The organism is uncultured Sulfitobacter sp., from assembly GCF_947502895.1.
GTDB lineage: Bacteria > Pseudomonadota > Alphaproteobacteria > Rhodobacterales > Rhodobacteraceae > Sulfitobacter.
This window is the reverse complement of sequence record NZ_CANNBM010000005.1, coordinates 76,954-94,661: the sequence shown is the minus strand read 5'-3', so window position 1 is coordinate 94,661 and position 17,708 is coordinate 76,954. Positions and strand designations below refer to the sequence as shown.

15 protein-coding genes are annotated in these 17,708 nt (G+C 55.1%); 10 read left to right on the top strand and 5 right to left on the bottom strand.

Annotation, left to right across the window (positions count from 1 at the left end; all coding sequences use genetic code 11):
* Positions 1 to 19 precede the first annotated feature (19 nt).
* On the top strand, positions 20 to 820 hold the full coding sequence (locus Q0903_RS17050) for an enoyl-CoA hydratase-related protein (protein ID WP_299417321.1): 801 nt from the start codon (positions 20 to 22) through the stop codon (positions 818 to 820).
* Positions 821 to 916: 96 nt separating this feature from the next.
* Here Q0903_RS17050 and Q0903_RS17045 read toward each other — a convergent pair whose 3' ends face one another.
* A complete protein-coding gene (locus tag Q0903_RS17045; RefSeq protein ID WP_299417320.1) occupies positions 917 to 3,934 on the bottom strand; it encodes an aminotransferase class III-fold pyridoxal phosphate-dependent enzyme in 3,018 nt (1,005 codons plus the stop codon).
* Between the two features lie 86 nt (positions 3,935 to 4,020).
* Positions 4,021 to 4,929, bottom strand: a complete 909-nt coding sequence (gene gcvA, locus Q0903_RS17040) for a transcriptional regulator GcvA (protein ID WP_299417318.1) — start codon at positions 4,927 to 4,929, stop codon at positions 4,021 to 4,023.
* Between the two features lie 131 nt (positions 4,930 to 5,060).
* Between gcvA and Q0903_RS17035 the strand changes: the two genes are divergently transcribed.
* Positions 5,061 to 5,189, top strand: coding sequence for a hypothetical protein (locus tag Q0903_RS17035; protein WP_299417316.1), 129 nt, complete (start codon positions 5,061 to 5,063; stop codon positions 5,187 to 5,189).
* Between the two features lie 60 nt (positions 5,190 to 5,249).
* On the opposite strand, the gene Q0903_RS17030 is transcribed toward Q0903_RS17035, so the two are convergent.
* Together Q0903_RS17030 and Q0903_RS17025 are read right to left on the bottom strand one after the other, a co-directional pair.
* Positions 5,250 to 5,951: a GntR family transcriptional regulator gene (locus Q0903_RS17030; RefSeq protein WP_299417314.1), complete on the bottom strand. Its 702-nt coding sequence runs from the start codon at positions 5,949 to 5,951 to the stop codon at positions 5,250 to 5,252.
* Positions 5,948 to 7,312 carry a formimidoylglutamate deiminase gene (locus Q0903_RS17025; RefSeq protein WP_299417312.1) on the bottom strand — a complete coding sequence of 455 codons (1,365 nt, stop codon included), beginning with the start codon at positions 7,310 to 7,312 and terminating at the stop codon, positions 5,948 to 5,950. Before Q0903_RS17025 ends, Q0903_RS17030 begins: the two co-directional genes overlap by 4 nt.
* Positions 7,313 to 7,388: 76 nt before the next feature.
* On the opposite strand from Q0903_RS17025, the gene hutI reads away from it, so the two are divergent.
* From hutI to Q0903_RS16990, 7 genes are read left to right on the top strand one after another with little or no spacing between them, the layout of a single operon-like run.
* A complete protein-coding gene (gene hutI, locus Q0903_RS17020; RefSeq protein ID WP_299417310.1) occupies positions 7,389 to 8,582 on the top strand; it encodes an imidazolonepropionase in 1,194 nt (397 codons plus the stop codon).
* The gene (gene hutH / locus Q0903_RS17015; RefSeq protein ID WP_299417308.1) at positions 8,579 to 10,120 is read left to right on the top strand and encodes a histidine ammonia-lyase; all 1,542 of its coding nucleotides are present in this window, start codon (positions 8,579 to 8,581) and stop codon (positions 10,118 to 10,120) included. Before hutI ends, hutH begins: the two co-directional genes overlap by 4 nt.
* Positions 10,117 to 10,914, top strand: coding sequence for an N-formylglutamate deformylase (gene hutG, locus Q0903_RS17010; protein ID WP_299417306.1), 798 nt, complete (start codon positions 10,117 to 10,119; stop codon positions 10,912 to 10,914). The genes hutH and hutG overlap by 4 nt, the downstream gene beginning before the upstream one ends.
* Entirely contained in the window at positions 10,911 to 12,581 is a 1,671-nt protein-coding gene (gene hutU / locus Q0903_RS17005; RefSeq protein WP_299417304.1) for a urocanate hydratase, read from the top strand. Before hutG ends, hutU begins: the two co-directional genes overlap by 4 nt.
* 17 nt (positions 12,582 to 12,598) lie before the next feature.
* Entirely contained in the window at positions 12,599 to 13,639 is a 1,041-nt protein-coding gene (locus Q0903_RS17000) for an aromatic ring-hydroxylating dioxygenase subunit alpha (RefSeq protein WP_299417302.1), read from the top strand.
* 40 nt (positions 13,640 to 13,679) lie between these two features.
* Positions 13,680 to 14,483: a phytanoyl-CoA dioxygenase family protein gene (locus Q0903_RS16995; RefSeq protein ID WP_299417300.1), complete on the top strand. Its 804-nt coding sequence runs from the start codon at positions 13,680 to 13,682 to the stop codon at positions 14,481 to 14,483.
* A 10-nt stretch (positions 14,484 to 14,493) separates the two neighbouring features.
* Positions 14,494 to 15,534: a GlxA family transcriptional regulator gene (locus tag Q0903_RS16990; protein ID WP_299030870.1), complete on the top strand. Its 1,041-nt coding sequence runs from the start codon at positions 14,494 to 14,496 to the stop codon at positions 15,532 to 15,534.
* Positions 15,535 to 15,916: 382 nt separating this feature from the next.
* Here Q0903_RS16990 and Q0903_RS16985 read toward each other — a convergent pair whose 3' ends face one another.
* The gene (locus Q0903_RS16985; RefSeq protein WP_299417298.1) at positions 15,917 to 17,119 is read right to left on the bottom strand and encodes an aminopeptidase P family protein; all 1,203 of its coding nucleotides are present in this window, start codon (positions 17,117 to 17,119) and stop codon (positions 15,917 to 15,919) included.
* A 338-nt stretch (positions 17,120 to 17,457) separates the two neighbouring features.
* Between Q0903_RS16985 and Q0903_RS16980 the strand changes: the two genes are divergently transcribed.
* Positions 17,458 to 17,646 carry a pseudouridine-5'-phosphate glycosidase gene (locus Q0903_RS16980; RefSeq protein ID WP_299417296.1) on the top strand — a complete coding sequence of 63 codons (189 nt, stop codon included), beginning with the start codon at positions 17,458 to 17,460 and terminating at the stop codon, positions 17,644 to 17,646.
* The last annotated feature ends 62 nt before the right edge of the window (positions 17,647 to 17,708 follow it).

The window sequence follows — 17,708 nt, the reverse complement described above, 5'->3', positions numbered from 1 at the left end:
AGACAGGTAAGGAACCCGCATGAGCGACGCAGTCTTGATCGAACGCAAAGGACCAATCGCATTGGTCACCCTGAACCGCCCCGACAGCCGCAATGCGCTGTCTGCCGATGTGATCGACGGGCTGTTGAGCTTTCTGGCGGGTGCCAACGCTGATGCCTCGCTGGGGTGCATTATCCTGACTGCGAATGGCAAATCCTTCAGCTCTGGCGGTAATGTCAAGGAAATGCGCGACGGCACGCACCCGATGTTCTCAGGCACCCCTATCGAGATGCAGGAAGGCTACCGCAATACCATCCAACAACTGCCGCGCATGTTCCACCAACTCGACGTGCCCGCCATTGCCGCTGTGAACGGCCATGCGGTTGGCGCGGGTATGGATCTGGCCACCTTCTGCGATATTCGTGTTGCGTCAACTGCGGCGACCTTCTCCGAAAGTTTCCTGCGCGTGGGCCTGATTTCGGGCGACGGCGGCGCGTGGTATCTGCCCCGCGTGGTGGGTAAGGCAAAGGCGATGGAAATGGCGCTCACCTGTTGTGTGTTGAACGCACAACAGGCGCAGGATTGGGGGCTTGTTACCCATGTGGTCGAGCCTGAGGCCCTGCTGGAGAAAGCGTGGGAGCTGGCCGAGCAGATCACTGCATTCCCGCCCAAGAGCATCCGCCTCAACAAGCGGCTCATCCGCCAATCCGCTGAGGTGCCGCTTGAGACAGCCCTTGATCTGGCTGGCAGTTTTCAGGCCATTGTGCAGAACACCAAAGATCAGCAAGAGGCGGTTGCAGCACTTTTGGAGCGCAGACCGCCTGTGTTTAAGGGATCATAAGCGAACCGTGTATGATTGCCTGAATGAATTTTTGGCTGGTGCGCATGTGCACCCGCCCACTAAAGGCAATTCTCGCAAGCGAGACCTAAGCCGGCGTCAGGTTAACTCACCCAGAATTTGATCCATGACCGCGATAATCATCGCAACATCTGCCGCCTCAATGGTGAGAGGGGGCCGTATTTTTAGGATGTTGTCTTTGGGCCCCTCGCTCCCAATCAAAATTCGATGATCACGCATACGGTTTTTAATGTACGAGCAAATCTCGGTGGCCTCGGATCCGTCTGGGTGGATAAGTTCTACTCCTAGAAACAGCCCCATGCCGCGCACATCACCTACGCAGGCATATTTGGTTTCAAGCGTTTTCAACCCCGTCATCAGTTCATTGCCGATCAACCTTGCGTTTTCTTGCAGACCCTCATCGTCAACGATATCCAAAACTTCGCGACCAACACGACACGACAGGGTCGAGCCACCGAAGGTCGAGAAGAACTCGATCCCGTTGTCAAAGCTCTTCGCTATCTCTTTTGTAGTGACCAAAACGCCCAAAGGGTGACCGTTGCCGATGGGTTTACCCAACACAACAATATCAGGCAGAACTTCCTGATACTCGAAGCCAAAATAGTGTTCCCCCAGCCGCCCCAATCCCGTCTGCACTTCGTCTGCAATGCATATGCCACCGGATTTTCGGATTTTCGCATAGACAGCAGCCAAATATCCTTTGGGCGGGATGATCTGTCCTCCGACGGAGGGAAAAGTCTCAGCAATAAATCCTGCGACCCCCTGCCCTTTGGCTTTCAACGCGGCAATGGCAGGGTCAACACAGTCGGCAAATTTCTGAGCGCGATCAGGATCGTCGCGCCTATACGTCCCGCGGTAGTCATCTGCGACTTCAACCAGTTCGACCCAGTCCGCTTGCCCTACCCCGTTAGGCTTGTTGAATTTATAGGCGGAGATGTCGACCGCCCCCGTCGTGTTGCCATGATACCCGTGATCCGGAGTGACAATTCCTTTCGCCCCCGTGTGGGCACGGGCAATGCGCAAGGCCAGCTCATTCGCCTCCGAGCCCGAATTCACAAAGTAACAGACCTGCAAGTGATCCGGCATTTTCGACAGTATCTTTTCAGCAAACCTAGTTTGTGCCGGATGTAAGTAGCGTGTATTGGAATTGATCCGTTTCAGCTGGTCAGCAGCCACAGCCTGAATGCGTGGATGGGCGTGGCCCACATGAGGCACATTGTTGTAGGCGTCCAGATACGGGCGACCCCATTCGTCAAACAGGTGGTGTTTCCAGCCGCGTACCAACATGACGGGGTCATCATAAGTCAGGCTCAGATTGCCGCCAAAATGCGCTTGGCGACCGCGATGCACCATCGCCTTTTCGGTGGGGGTGTAATGCACTTTTCCATCTGGCAGGTTCAGCAGTGCTGCTGGGTTGGGACAAACAGCGCGCCACAGATACATCTCGTCAGGGTCGCCTACACCTGGCCAATCGGCCTCAATGCCTTCGTTGGTCAGGGCCAGTTGGAAATGCACATGTGGCGCCCAACCGCCATTCATAGAGGGATCACCAAGGCGGCAAAATTCCTCGCCCTTCTCGATGGTCTGGCCAACGCGCAGGCGGTCCAAAAACTCGGGGTCCAGATGTCCGTACAGTGTGAAAAATGTATCGCCCTGCGGTGTCTCGTGACGCAGGATGATTACACCGCCATAGTCGAGGTGCCCTGAACGGTACTCGGCGACAAAAACCTCACCCCTCAAAGGCGCAAACATGGGGGCGCCCGCCGTTGTGAATACGTCTACAGCCAAATGCACGGTCCGACGATCACTGGCTTTCCAAGGCCCATTACGAAACGCCGGCTCTGCATAGATCAAGCGCGGCTCATGATAATAGCCCAGCCAGATACGGCCCCCATCTTCATACTCTTCGCCGACGCGGGCGGCCTCGGACAGCGGCATGTGAAACGGGTTCTGTGGCCATGCTGAATTTTCAACCGAGAGTGAGCCCAACGGCGCATCAGCAATATCGCAGCCCATCAGCGGCGCAAAATTTCCGCGTTCTTGCTCCAGCCACTCCCGAACACGGTCCGCGCCGTCAACCACAGGCAAACCGCAAGCGGCCCGCAAACGCGCTGTAAGCAAGCCGCCATGAATACAGATCTCCTCCAGAAACCGCCACGCAGGTGCCTGAGAAATGGTCACATAGGGATCATCAGGGTTATCAGCTGCCATTAAAGTGGAATTCACAACACTCACAGCGAGGCGTGTGCGCAGCAGCGGCCAGATCATATCGACCTCAGCAGCCGTCAGCGGATTGGCGTGATGATATCCAGCCACAAGGGCAGCCAGCGCCGCTTCGGGCTTGGCATGATCCAACACAATATATGCTGCGGCAATCGCCAAATCACAAATGCGCGGTGCCGAACACATATCACCAAGGTCGATGAGACCGGACACATGGCGAGGTGTATTCAACGTACCTGAAACCATGATATTGTAATCATTGGCATCGTTGTGAATAGCCTGATGCGGAAGTGCTGCCAAAGCGGTTTTGAGCCTTGCAAATTGCGCATGAATCTCTTCGAGAACCGCGCGGCGATCAGGCTCTGCAATACACGCGATCTCGTCTTTGATCCAATCGGCACGCATCAAATCCCATTTGAAATCCCGCTTTAGTCCAGCATGGCTAAAGTCAGCCAAGGCCAAAGCCGTACCGCCCAGAACCTGCCCGATTTCATGAATCAAAGCATCGGTTTTCGGGGCTGCGTGGGCGTAACACTGACCAGGCAACTGCCCCAAAAGCCACACCAAACGCGCCTCGCCAGTCTCGTCCTCCAAGGTCAAGAGCGACGCGTCATGCTTTGTCCGAACAACAAGCGGACATGGAAGGTCTGGCTGTTTTGCAGTGATATGCTCGAATGCTTTCACCTGCATATCAACCAGCCACGTCTCGCATCCCGCGCGCATCACCTTCAGCACATAGCCATTTCCATCATGCCCTTTGGCAAGGAAATTCAGGTCATATTCGCCGTCCAGCTGGCTCAACTCTGCAACGATACCCCAATTTTCCTCAAGCGCGGTTTGCCAGTGTTGAATCCCGTCTACTTTTTTCGTCATGATCCACCTGTCCGCTGGTTATTGCGCTTTGTCGTGATGATACCCGAGGACCTACCTGTCAATTAGCCAGCACCTGTATCGGCTGTTCAGGCGGGGCTTTGATGCACTTTGGCCATCAGCCAATTGCAAAATGCGCTCACCTTGGCCTTGCGCAAATGCGCATGGGGGCAAACCAACCAATAAGCAAAATCGCTATGAACAGTCAGATCGAAAGGTCTGACAAGACGCCTCGCCTTCAGGTCTTCGACAACCGCAGAATGGCTAACCAAAGCAACACCTTCACCATTAATAGCCGCTTCAATCGCCATATTTTCAACCGTGAAGCGTGGACCACGCTCAACGGGCAAATCATCAACCCCCGCTGCTTGTGCCCACATCTTCCAATCAGGCGATTGGTTGGTCAATGACCCCCAATCAACGTGCAAAAGCCTATGTTGCTTGAGGTCTTCCAAACAGGTCAGCGCGTCCGGACCCTCCAATAACTTGGGACTACAAACAGGGCCAACCTCTTCGTCAAACACCTTACCGACGTAAAGGCTTGGATAATCACCGATGCCAAGCCGAATGCTGACGTCAATCCCGTCTTGCGTGAAATCACGCATGTCCAACGAAGCGTCCAACCGAACATCAATGTCGGGATATTTATCGGAGAAATCTGTAAGATGATGCACCAGCCATTTGATTGCAAAAGTAGGAACCGTGCTGACGGTAAGTAAACCTGATTTTTCCTCGACCTTAAGGCGGTCAACTGCTTCTGCCAGATTATCAAATCCCTCGGTCATAAGAGGCAGCACAGTCTTTGCCGCGTCGGTCAAGGTGACCGAACGCGTCATGCGATGAAACAACGGCTCACCCAGAAAGGCCTCAAGCTGTTTGATCTGCTGGCTGATCGCAGCAGGCGTGACATGCAACTCATCCGCTGCCTTAGAAAAGCTCAACCATCGGGCGGCGGCTTCAAAAGCTTGCAAGGATTTAAGTGGCGGTAACTTACGCATACTTTGTGTCACCCAAAACATGAATTAGGTTTTCTTATTTATAGGGTAAGAAAACGCAGTTTGTCGAGGCGACCCATTCAGGGCTATCGGGAAGGAGAAAACAGCAACCCTAGATTTCGGAGAGTATCCTCATGAACGGCCAGTTCCCTACTCCTACAGCGTCAGTCGCAATGATCATGTCTGAAACCATCTACAAAGGTATCGTTCATATCGACCACGCCGTTCAATTCTCGCTGGGAATGATCACTGCCAAGAAGTGATCGCTAGCCTCAGGGCCGCGCCCAGATCAAGGGCGCGGTCGAACCAGTCCTGCTTTGTTATCAAAGCCCGGTGCGTAACTGGTATCCGGGGCTGAATAATAGCTTAACTTTGGTCACCGACACTTCACTGTCCCAAGTCAGTCGGTCTATTGCGAACAGTGCACTGTTCTCAGCAACACCCATAATTTCAGCGTCATCAACAGATGCTTGAACCGCAGAAAACGCGATCTCACCGTGTGTGTAAGGCGCGTGTTTCATCAGCCATTCATTTGCACTGACAGATTGGAAAGTCTCGGCTGAAACGGCAGGGACAATCCGCGTATTAATCCACCGATCCTCGATTGCATAAGCCTCATCATCCGCGAGGTGCAGCGCCCGCACATGCAACAGTTTTTCATCCGCCATCGTCTTCATCGCACCGCTGACGCTGAGGGGCGGCACGACGACATCGCGTGCGATCAACTGATAGCCGTATTTGCCTCCATGCTCTTCGACCTCGTGCCGAAGTACCGCAATGTCCAGCGTAGCCTTGGCGACAGGTTGTGCTGCAACACGGGTACCTGCCTTGCGCTTGCGGTCCAACAGACCATTCTCGGCCAAGGACCGCAGCGCACGGTTCACCGTGGAACGGGCGCAGCCGAATTCAACAGCCAGATCAGCCTCATTCGGGATCAGCTCTCCCGGTGACCATTCGCGGGCATGAATCCGGCGCAGGACTTCGTCCTGTACGCTTTGCCAGCTTCTAAAAGTAGGGGCGTTCACAACGCGTCTCTCAATTTATCAATTACTCGCTTATAGGCCGCAACGATAGCGGTTCGATTTTCATGCCTGCCGCCCTTTACCATATGCCGACCCGCAGACCAAACATCTGTTACAAGGCGATCGTCTCCCGCGAAAATCCATGCATCAAGGGCGGTATCCCCCTCCCTGCCCCACATATGCTCAGAGCTTGTGTCAAGCGAGAGCAGGTCAGCCCAGCAACCGACTTCGATGCGGCCGGTTTGACGTCCAGACGCGCGCGCGCCACCTTGCAAAATACCATCGTACATCCGACGACCTGTCGATTTGTCAGGGGATGCAAGCGCCGCACGCGTCCCGTCCCGCAAGCGTTGGGAATAGTCCAGCGTGCGTAACTCTTCACTCAGCGAAATACGAATGTTGCTGTCAGACCCGATGGCAAATTTGCCGTCATTATCCAACCAGCGCACCGCGTCAAAAATCCCGTCTCCAAGACTGCTTTCCGTAATTGGGCAAAGACCTGCAACCGCGCCAGAACGCGCCAAAGCAGCGGTTTCTTCCGGCGTCATTTGGGTACAGTGAATCAAGCACCACCGCGAATCCAGTTCCATGTTTGCGAGCGCCCAAGTCACAGGCCGCGCGCCCCAATGCGCCTCGACCTCAGCGACCTCGGCGCGCTGCTCTGCCAAATGCATGTGGATCGGCCCGCTGGGAAATGCGGTATTATAAGCCTTAAGGTCTTGAATGCCGACGGCACGCAGGGAGTGAGGAGCTACGCCAATCGCGCTATCGGCTGGCGCGTCCTTGAGGCTTGTAGACGCTGCATCGTAAAGCGTTTGGAACTGTTGAAAAGTATTACCAAAGCGAATCTGTCCTGCCGTCAAATCACGTTGGTCACACCCACCGTATTGATAATGAACAGGCAACAGGCACAGGCCCATTCCTGTCTGATCCGCCGCAGCCAGCACACGGTCAGATGTTTCGGCGATGTTTTCATAAGGCACCCCCCCTTGCTGGTGGTGCAGATAATGAAACTCAACTGACGCGCTATAGCCAGCCTCCAGCATTTCCATCTGCACAAAGGCTGTGATCGCCTGAATATGCTCGGGTGTCAGACGGTCAAGAAAGCGGAACATCAGCTGACGCCATGTCCAGAAACTGTCGCTCGGGTCGGGGCCGCGCCGCTCTGTCAGGCCCGCCATCGCACGCTGAAACGCATGGCTATGCACATTTACTGGCGCAGGAAGCAGCGTCGGAACACGGCAGCCATGCGCAGGCGCTTCTGCCTGAACATCGCAAATATATCCCTGTGCATCGACATCAATCCGAACATTTGACGCCCATCCAGATGGCAGCAGCGCAGTCGCAGCCCAAATCGTTTGCATTGTTCACTCCACTTGACAAAATTTTATGTGCATACATAAAAGCATTAAGAGTGAATATAAACAAGTCAGGCAAATCATGCTTCTTACAAATGCGCAGGTCGTTACCCTTGCAGACGACAAGAACTTTGGTTTGATCGCCCAAGGAGCTGTCGCGATAGAGGGCGAGAAGATTGTCTGGGTAGGGTCTGCTGATTGCGTTCCTGATATCTACCTCTCAGGTCCAGTCCATGATTTGAACGACAGGTTGGTAACCCCGGCATTAATAGACTGTCATACGCATGTTGTTTTTGGCGGCAACCGCGCTGCAGAGTTTGAACAGCGTCTTAACGGCGCAAGCTATGAAGAGGTTTCTCGGTCCGGCGGCGGCATCAACTCAACTGTTCGCGCCACACGCGAGGCATCAATCGAAGTGTTGCTTGAAAACACGCTGCCCCGCGTCGATGCAATGATTGCCGAAGGTGTCACGCTTATCGAGATCAAAAGCGGCTATGGTCTGGATCTTGAGACCGAGTTGAAAATGCTACGGGTTGCCCGCCAGATCGGGCAGGTTCGAGATATTGACGTTCACACCAGCTTTCTGGGCGCGCATGCAACACCGCCAGAATTCAGCGGCAGGCCCGACGCCTATATTGATGAGGTCTGTATTCCCACCCTTCGGGCGGCACATGCCGAAGGACTGGTCGATGTTGTCGATGGATTTTGTGAGGGGATTGCGTTTGATACCACGCAGATTTCACGCGTGTTTGATGTCGCGGGTGAACTTGGCCTGCCAGTAAAGCTCCATGCGGAGCAATTATCGAACACAGGTGGCACCCAGTTGGCTGCAAAGTATAATGCACTCAGCGCTGATCATGTTGAATATGCCACCGAGCTGGACGCCCGCGCTCTTGCGAAGTCTGGCACAGTGGCCGTTGTCCTACCGGGTGCCTTCTATACATTGCGCGAAACCCAAGCGCCCCCGATCGAGGCGTTTCGCAAAAACAACGTGCCGATGGCTCTTGCGACCGACTGCAACCCCGGTTCCTCACCTCTATCGTCGCCTTTGCTTGCTATGAACATGGCTTGCACATTGTTCAGAATGACCCCGCTAGAAGCTCTCTTGGGATTCACCGCTCACGCCGCATCAGCATTGGGTTCTTTGGATCGCGGCCGGATTATTCCGAATGCCCGTGCCGATCTGTGCATCTGGGATGTGACACACCCAGCCGAGCTGGCTTACCGCATCGGGTTCAATCCACTTCACAAACGCATCTTCAAGGGGTCGCTATGACAATCACACTCACACCAGGTGCTGCGACGCTGGCTCAGCTACAAGATATCTGGGCGAACAGCTACGCTGTTGTGCTGCATCCCTCTTCTCATGATGGCATCAAAGCCGCCCAAGCGCTTGTGGCAAAGGCTGCTGCTGGCGACACGGCTGTCTACGGCGTCAACACCGGCTTTGGCAAACTTGCCAGCGTCAAGATCGAAGCCAAGGATGTAGCAACGCTTCAGCGCAACCTGATACTGTCGCATTGCTGCGGTGTCGGGGAGCCGTTAGACGCGCCTACCACTCGGTTAATGATGGTTCTCAAACTCTTGTCACTGGGGCGCGGCGCTTCTGGCGTTGCCATGACCACAGTCGAAATACTCCAAGACATGCTCGCAAAGGGCGTAACCCCCGTGATCCCAAGCCAGGGTTCCGTCGGGGCGTCTGGCGATCTGGCCCCGCTCGCGCATATGGCCGCCGCAATGATAGGCGAAGGCGAGGCTACATTTGAGGGCGTTCGCATGCCAGCGGGCGAGGCATTGGGCAAAGCGGGCATTACGCCGATTGTTCTGGGTGCAAAAGAAGGCCTTGCATTGATCAACGGGACACAGTTTTCGACTGCCTGCGCGCTGGTTGGGCTATGGGGTGCTTGGCGCAATGCCGCCACTTGCGTGCTGACTTGTGCGTTATCCACGGATGCAATCATGGGCTCCACAGCCCCATTGCAGGACGCGATCCATACACTGCGTGGTCACGCTGGCCAGATTGCCGTAGCCCGCGCACAACGCGCCCTTATGCAAGGGTCCGAAATCCGCGAAAGCCATGTGGATGGCGACACCCGCGTCCAAGACCCCTACTGCATCCGCTGCCAACCCCAAGTGACAGGTGCCGCGATGGACCTACTGCATTTTGCAGGCCGCACACTTGAGATCGAAGCCAACGCCGTGACCGACAACCCACTCGTTCTGGTCGACGATAATCTGATCGTGTCAGGTGGCAACTTTCACGCCGAGCCTGTGGGCTTTGCCGCCGACCAGATTGCGGTTGCAGTCTCCGAGCTGGGGGCTATTGCGCAGCGCCGCGTGGCGTTGATGGTGGACCCGACGCTCAGCTTCGATCTGCCGCCTTTCCTGACACCTGATCCTGGTCTGAACTCCGGCCTGATGATTGCCGAAGTCACGACCGCAGCGTTGATGAGCGAGAACAAGCATCTCGCCAATCCCTGCACGACCGACAGCACGCCAACATCAGCCAATCAAGAAGACCATGTCAGCATGGCAGCACATGCCGCGCGGCGGCTATTGCGAATGAACGCGAACCTCAATGTGATACTGGGCGTCGAGGCAATGTGCGCAGTTCAAGGCATTGAGTTTCGCAGGCCAATGCAAACCAGTGATGCTTTGAAAACTGCTATGGCCATTCTGCGCGCGAAGGTGCCAACAATTGTTGAGGACCGCTATATGGCACCTTCTATCGAAGCCGCTGCTTCTTTGGTCGAAACAGGTGCGCTCGCCGCCTCCGCCGACCTGCCCGCATTTGTCAAAGGCCATGCAGAATGACGCCGGTCAGCGTAGTACAAGGCACTGGCCCTATCGTGTTTGGGCTCCCTCACACTGGAACCTACGTGCCAGAGGAAATCGCCGACAAGCTAAACGAAAATGGTCGCAAGCTGGCTGATACCGACTGGCACATTGATAAACTCTATAACGGGGTGCTGGCTGAAGCGACCACAGTGACTGCCAATTTTCATCGCTATGTAATCGACGCCAATCGTGACCCGCAGGGCGGCAGCCTGTATCCTGGCCAGAACACCACAACGCTGGTGCCGCTGACGGATTTTGATGGCGTCGATATCTGGGAGACGCCGCCAACCGACGCCGAGATTGAAGACCGTCGGCGCAAATTCCACGCATCCTATCATGCCGCTCTCCGAGACGAGCTGACGCGGGTAAAAGCGATCCACGGCATCGCAATCTTGTATGATTGCCACTCGATCCGAAGCAAAATCCCATATCTGTTCGAAGGCACCCTGCCGGATTTTAATATTGGTACAAACCTTGGTTCAACATGCGACCGTGCCATTGAAACCGCGACCTATGGGCTGTGCCGCGCAGAAGAGAGTTATACCACGGTCCTGAATGGTCGCTTCAAAGGCGGCTGGACCACGCGCCATTATGGCAAGCCCGATACAGGTATCCACGCCATCCAGATGGAACTGGCACAATCCACCTACCTCACGTCCGAAAGCCAGCCTTGGACATACGACGACATAAAAGCCACCCGCTTGCGCCGCCCCTTATCACGACTGCTTGGCAAACTTGCACATATCGCCCTGAATGGAGATCTTACATGACCAACTCCCGCCACAACCTCCGCGACATCTACCCTCCGACAGGGAGTGAGATCACAGCCAAAAGCTGGCTCACCGAGGCGCCGATGCGCATGCTGATGAACAACCTGCACCCCGATGTGGCCGAGAACCCGCATGAACTGGTCGTGTATGGCGGCATCGGCCGTGCAGCACGCACATGGGAAGACTTTGACGCCATTGTTGCCGCGCTCAAGGACCTTGAGGACACGCAAACGCTGCTGGTGCAATCGGGCAAGCCTGTGGGCGTATTCAACACCCACAAAGACGCGCCCCGCGTTTTGATCGCAAACTCGAATCTCGTGCCGCATTGGGCCAATTGGGATCACTTCAACGAGCTCGATAAAAAAGGCCTTGCGATGTACGGCCAGATGACCGCGGGATCGTGGATTTACATTGGCACGCAAGGCATCGTTCAAGGCACTTATGAGACCTTCATGGAAGCAGGCCGCCAGCATTACGAAGGCAACCTCAAGGGCCGCTGGATCCTGACAGGCGGTCTGGGTGGCATGGGCGGCGCGCAGCCGCTTGCGGCGGTAATGGCCGGAGCCTGTTGTTTGGCTGTCGAATGCGACGAAACACGCGCCGATTTCCGGCTGCGCACCCGTTATGTTGACGAGAAAACCCATTCGCTCGACGATGCTTTGGCCATGATAGATAAATGGACGAAAGCGGGTGAAGCAAAATCAGTTGCTCTGATCGGGAATGCGGCGGATGTCTTCCCCGAGTTGGTCAAGCGCGGCGTGAAGCCCGATATGGTCACCGACCAGACGTCTGCACATGATCCCATCCATGGCTATCTGCCCCAAGGTTGGACCGTGGCCGAATGGCGCGCCAAGCAAGAATCAGACCCTAAAGCGGTGGAAAAAGCCGCCCGCGCGTCGATGAAGGTACAAGTCAAAGCAATGGTTGATTTCTGGAACGATGGTGTACCGACCCTCGATTACGGCAACAACATCCGCCAAGTGGCGCAGGAAGAAGGCCTTGAGAACGCCTTTGATTTCCCTGGTTTTGTGCCTGCCTACATTCGTCCGCTGTTTTGCCGTGGCGTTGGCCCGTTCCGCTGGTGTGCTTTGTCCGGCGATCCCGAAGACATCTACAAAACGGATGCGAAGGTCAAAGAACTGATCGACGACCCGCATCTGCACAACTGGCTGGACATGGCGCGTGAGCGGATCGAATTTCAGGGCCTACCCGCCCGCATTTGCTGGGTCGGTCTTGGCCTGCGTGACAAGCTGGGGCTTGCCTTCAACGAAATGGTCCGCACGGGTGAGCTTTCCGCTCCTGTTGTGATCGGGCGTGACCATCTCGACAGCGGCTCCGTGGCCTCCCCCAACCGCGAGACCGAAAGCATGAAAGACGGCTCTGACGCTGTGTCCGACTGGCCATTGCTAAACGCCATGCTGAACGTGGCTGGTGGTGCAACTTGGGTGTCGCTGCACCACGGCGGCGGCGTCGGCATGGGATTTTCCCAGCATTCGGGCATGGTCATTTGTTGCGATGGAACTGAGGATGCAGATCGACGGATCAAGAATGTCCTGTGGAATGATCCCGCAACTGGTGTCATGCGGCACGCAGATGCAGGATATGAGGAAGCCCTGGACTGCGCGCGCGAAAAAGGCTTGAATTTGCCTGGCATCTTGGGCCGCTAGACCAAAGGAAGACGCATATGTTTTTGAAGAACGCTTGGTATGTGGCCGCATGGGACCACGAGATTACCCGTGACCTGCAACAGATTATTGTTTTGGGAGAAAAGGTCTGTGTCTATCGCACAGAAAGCGGCGATCTGGTGGCACTGGAGGATGCGTGCCCGCATCGCAAGCTGCCCTTGTCCAAGGGCCGCATTAAAGGCGACACTGTCGAATGTGGCTATCATGGTCTGACATTCAACTGTGTCGGCCAGTGTGTCTGGGCCCCTGGTTCGGGCGGCATCCCATCCAATGCCAAAGTTCACGCCTATCCGTTGCACGAAAAATACGGGTTGGTCTGGATCTGGATGGGCAATCCTGCGCTGGCTGACCCCTCTGACATCTTCGAGATCGAGAATTACGATAACCCTGCATGGGGTATCAACCGCGGTGCCGCAATGGAGCTGGACTGCAACTATTTGCTCATGTGCGACAATCTGCTGGACCCGACCCATGTCGCATGGGTGCATCAAAGCAGCTTTGCCGCTGCCGCCACCAAAGACACACCACTACGGATCAAAAAGACCGATGATGGTGTGATTGTGCACCGCTGGATGATGGATCACGAACCTGCCCCGTTCTACAAAAAGGTCGTCGAATTCGAAGGTAATTGCGACCGCCTGCAACACTACGAAGTCCGCTTTCCATCCCATGCATTGATTAAAGCCGTGTTTACACCTGCTGGCACGGGCGGGCCTGATGGACCACTTCACGAGAAGACATTCATCATGGACAGCTATAACTTTATGACGCCCACGAACGAAGGGCAAACCCGCTATTACTGGTTCCAGTTGCGCAATATCCGTCCCAATGATGAGGCCATGTCCCAAATGATGTCAGAAGACGTTCAGCATGCCTTTGAAGAGGACCGTGATGTTCTGAACGAGGTGCAGAAGGGCATGGCAAACAAGTCTTCTCCCCATATTGATCTGCCGATTGATGGAGGCCAACTTCGGTTCCGCCGGCAGCTCCAAGCGATGATCAACGAAGAACAACAGGTCGATCAACAGATGGCCGAATAGGCTAGATCAACCAAGACAATCCACGCAAAAGGCTTTTAAAATGACACACCCTCTCCTGACCCAAGATCACATCGATGCCTACACCCGCGATGGCGTTGTTTTGATAAAAGGTCTGTTCAAAGATCAGGTCGAGCTGCTGCGCGCAGGCGTGGAGCGCAACATGGCCGAGCCAGGCCCTTATGCGGCTGAAAACCTCAAAGAAGGCGAAGGCGGGCGATTTTTCGATGACTACTGCAACTGGACGCGCATTCCCGAATTTGAGGCGGCAATCAAAGCCTCACCTGCCGCGGCGGTTGCCGCAGACCTGATGCAATCCAATACCGTGCAGATGTTCCACGATCATGTGCTCGTCAAAGAGCCAGGAACATCCAAGCCGACTCCGTGGCATCAAGACAGCCCATATTACTTCGTTGAAGGAGAGCAGACAGTCAGCTTTTGGTCTCCACTTGACCCCGTGCGCAATGCGTCGTTGCGTTGTGTCGCAGGATCACACCGCTGGGAAAAGCCTGTTTTGCCAACGCGTTGGTTGGCCGAGACCAGCTTTTATCCAAACGATGACGACTATATGCAGGTTCCCGACCCTGACGCGATGGAGATGGACATCCGCGAATACGAGATGGAACCGGGCGATGCGGTGGCTTTCAACTACAAAACACTGCACGGCGCACGCGGGAATGAAGCCGGCACGCGGCGCCGTGCTTTTTCGCTGCGGCTTTTGGGTGATGATGCCCGCTATGTCGAACGCCCTGGCCCCACTTCGCCGCCCTTCCCAGGCCACGACATGACCGCTGGCCAGCGCTTGCGCACAGATTGGTTCCCGATGTTGTTGGATAGCACAGGCTAAGGGGTGAAACTTGAATACCGCCGCCGGTAAATCATCTGCAAGGCCTGACCTCGTACCTGCGGGTGCATTTAGTTATCCCGTCAAGAATTCTAAAGAAACCAGATGGTTTGGCTTTTTACTACTGCCACAGTTCACCTTACTTGCCTTTAGTGCCGCTCTTGATCCACTGCGCATTGCGAACCAGTTAGCCCAAAAGCCACTCTATGGCTGGTTGGTCTATTCAGATGACGGAGCACCGGTATCATCGTCTTCGGGCGTCGATGTCGGAGTACATGCGGGCCTTGGTGATCTGAACTCGGACACATATCTTTTTGTATGTTCGGGTAACAACGGCACGAACGCAGCATCCGATACAGTTCTCGGCAATGTGCGCCACCACGCGCGATTTGGTGGCAGATTTGGTGGCATCTGTACGGGTGCTGCGACGCTTGCCCGTGCGGGGCTTTTGACTGGTAAAAAGTTTACCCTGCATTGGGAAAACCAGCCTGGCTTCAACGAAGCCTTTCCTGATCTGGCCCCGACCCCGCAGCGATTTGAACGGGACGGTGACCTTTTGACCTGTGGAGGTGGCGCTGCAGCTACCGAAATGATGATCTCGCTGATTGCTGCGGACTACGGCGAAGACTTTGCGATCGCTGTCTCGGATATGTGTCTGAATGGGCCTGACATCACGGTGCGCAGTGAACAGAGGTCATCCATTGCAAAGGCTATCAGCTCTCGAAACCCGCGCGTTCTAGCTGTGTTGCGTGCGATGTATGACAACATCGAGACGCCTCTCACTCTTAATGAACTGGCCGAACACGCGGGAATTTCGCGCCGCCAGATAGAGCGTCAGTTCAAACACCTACTGAATGAGGCCCCTGCGCAAACCTATCGCAACATCCGGTTGGATCGGGCAAGAACGCTGCTTATGGAGACGAACATGAGTGTGATGGAAGTTTCCATGGCCGCGGGTTTCAACTCTGACAACGTGTTTTCACGCCATTTCAAAACACGCTACGGCGAATCCCCCTACGGTCACCGCAACAGGATCAAGGTTAAACCTACGTGAAGCCCCACCTAAATCGCAGATTGCGCCAGCCAAGCTGCTTGGGTTTGCTGAAGGTAGTTCGTAAGTAGCAAAGAGCACAGGCAGACCGCAGTCTTGATTGGCTTGCCGGAGGATCCCATCAGGGATGTAATTGACCGTAGCAATACCCATGCCACCATCCCCTAAACAAACGGCCTGCCACACCAATATGGCAACACCATCCACGCAATATTCCAAGGGCTATGGCGTGCTCGCTGACGTCGAACCCCCCTTGCAACGGTTTTCACCTTTGCAAGGGAGACACTATCAAGCGGCCTGACGATCAGTGCTACGCGTCATAGCCGCATAACCACCGAAGCCATACATGGACCGCCATTCACCAAACGGCGATCAAGTGTATGACTTAACCAACGACGTTGAAATCGGGGCCGTATGGATAGCCCGTAATGTTCTCGTTGCCGTCATCGTTGATGATCAGGATATCATGCTCACGGTAACCGCCTGCACCTGGCTCACCATCCGCAATCGTCAGCATCGGTTCCATCGAGATCACCATTCCGGGTTCAAGCACCGTGTCGATATCCTCCCGCAGTTCCAACCCTGCCTCGCGGCCATAATAGTGCGACAGCACCCCGAAGGAGTGGCCATATCCAAAGGTCCGGTATTGCAGCAGATCGCGCTCTGCGAAGAAATCGTTGATCTTATGTGTGATCTCTGAGCACTTGGCACCGGGCACAAGCAAGCTCATGCCGTATTCATGGGCCGCCACATTGGCCTCCCAGATTTTGCGGCTTGCATCATCCACTTCACCCACGAACATGGTCCGCTCCAGTGCCGTGTAGTAGCCCGAGATCATCGGAAAAGTGTTAAGGCTGAGGATATCACCGCGCTCGAGTTTGCGGGTTGTCACCGGGTTATGCGCGCCATCAGTGTTGATGCCGGACTGGAACCAAACCCAGCTGTCGCGTATTTCGGAGTCAGGAAAGCGTTTTGCGATTTCCTGCTCCATCGCGTCACGGCCCGCCATGGCAACATCGATCTCGCGCGCGCCGATTTTGACGGCTTCCTTGATCGCATAGCCGCCGACATCAGCCACATTTGCGCCCGCTCGGATAAGGTCCAGTTCAGCGGCTGATTTGTGCATGCGCTGAAGCATCGTTGCGGGAGCCACATCGCGGGCAGATTTTGGCGATAGGAACTCTTCCAAAAGCGCTTTTTGCACAACGCTGATGTGATCGCCCTCAAAACCGATCGTTTTGCCGGTGCCTGTTACAGATTCAATCGTGCGCCAATAGTTGTTACGCTGCCAGTCTGTATAGGTGATGTTATCACCATGGCTGCGGCGCCAAGGCTGTGCTGCATCGATGCCCGCACTGATCGTGACGCTCTCGCTTGGAGTAACAACGAGGGCGTAGGGCCGCCCGAATGCACAATACAAGAAACCGGAATAATACGCGACATTGTGCATTGAGGTGAACACACAAGCATCAACGCCGACCGCCGCCATATCAGCGCGCAGCTTTGTCAGACGCGCATCATATTCAGAGGATGCGAAAGGGAGGATACGATCCCCTTGGTGAAAGCGATAATTCTGTGGACGGTCCATCATAGGCTCCTTCAAAAGCGCGAGCCGAAGGCCTGCGTGAAGGACAAGAAGCCTCCCTCGCCGGACAAACGGCAAAGCAAGATCCCGGCGTTCAGGAAGATGAAATAGGTCTCGCAAAAAATGCTGGCGACGCCATCGCCGACCTAATGTGCGTAATCTAGCAACTTCGGATTTCTGGCAAGCATTTTTTAATGCCAACACGGAAGGATCAGCAATATTCCGTTAGCCGTAACTCCCGCGCCCGATCAGTTCTACTCGGACGGGATTTGTGAAATCTTGGTCTGGATTGGACGTCTACATTGGTGATGAGGATATCGCAGCATTTCAAAAAATGCGCGATGGGTTGGAGCTGGGTCGGGCTATTGGTCGCAAATCCAATTCCTGTTCGTGACGAAATTCCTGCCGACATCATGAATGACGATATCTCGACAGCGCAGGCGGCGATGACAGCACAAGAATTGAGCGAGAAACAGGTCACGCCCTCCTTGCTGCTATGCGTTTTGAACAGTCCAATTGTGAAAGCCTGAGAGCAAACATTTCGCTGGCCAAAAACAATGCACGCCTTGCCGCAGATATCGCAGTTGCGGTC

What these genes read in the sequence shown, in the direction of transcription:
- Q0903_RS17000 (WP_299417302.1), top strand. Translation starts at nt 12,599, where the DNA reads ATGTTTTTGAAGAACGCTTGGTATGTGGCCGCATGGGACCACGAGATT.
- Q0903_RS16985 (WP_299417298.1), bottom strand. Translation starts at nt 17,119, where the DNA reads ATGGACCGTCCACAGAATTATCGCTTTCACCAAGGGGATCGTATCCTC.
- Q0903_RS17035 (WP_299417316.1), top strand. Translation starts at nt 5,061, where the DNA reads ATGAACGGCCAGTTCCCTACTCCTACAGCGTCAGTCGCAATGATCATG.
- Q0903_RS17025 (WP_299417312.1), bottom strand. Translation starts at nt 7,312, where the DNA reads ATGCAAACGATTTGGGCTGCGACTGCGCTGCTGCCATCTGGATGGGCG.
- hutI (WP_299417310.1), top strand. Translation starts at nt 7,389, where the DNA reads ATGCTTCTTACAAATGCGCAGGTCGTTACCCTTGCAGACGACAAGAAC.
- hutH (WP_299417308.1), top strand. Translation starts at nt 8,579, where the DNA reads ATGACAATCACACTCACACCAGGTGCTGCGACGCTGGCTCAGCTACAA.
- hutU (WP_299417304.1), top strand. Translation starts at nt 10,911, where the DNA reads ATGACCAACTCCCGCCACAACCTCCGCGACATCTACCCTCCGACAGGG.
- hutG (WP_299417306.1), top strand. Translation starts at nt 10,117, where the DNA reads ATGACGCCGGTCAGCGTAGTACAAGGCACTGGCCCTATCGTGTTTGGG.
- Q0903_RS16980 (WP_299417296.1), top strand. Translation starts at nt 17,458, where the DNA reads ATGGGTTGGAGCTGGGTCGGGCTATTGGTCGCAAATCCAATTCCTGTT.
- gcvA (WP_299417318.1), bottom strand. Translation starts at nt 4,929, where the DNA reads ATGCGTAAGTTACCGCCACTTAAATCCTTGCAAGCTTTTGAAGCCGCC.
- Q0903_RS16995 (WP_299417300.1), top strand. Translation starts at nt 13,680, where the DNA reads ATGACACACCCTCTCCTGACCCAAGATCACATCGATGCCTACACCCGC.
- Q0903_RS17045 (WP_299417320.1), bottom strand. Translation starts at nt 3,934, where the DNA reads ATGACGAAAAAAGTAGACGGGATTCAACACTGGCAAACCGCGCTTGAG.
- Q0903_RS17050 (WP_299417321.1), top strand. Translation starts at nt 20, where the DNA reads ATGAGCGACGCAGTCTTGATCGAACGCAAAGGACCAATCGCATTGGTC.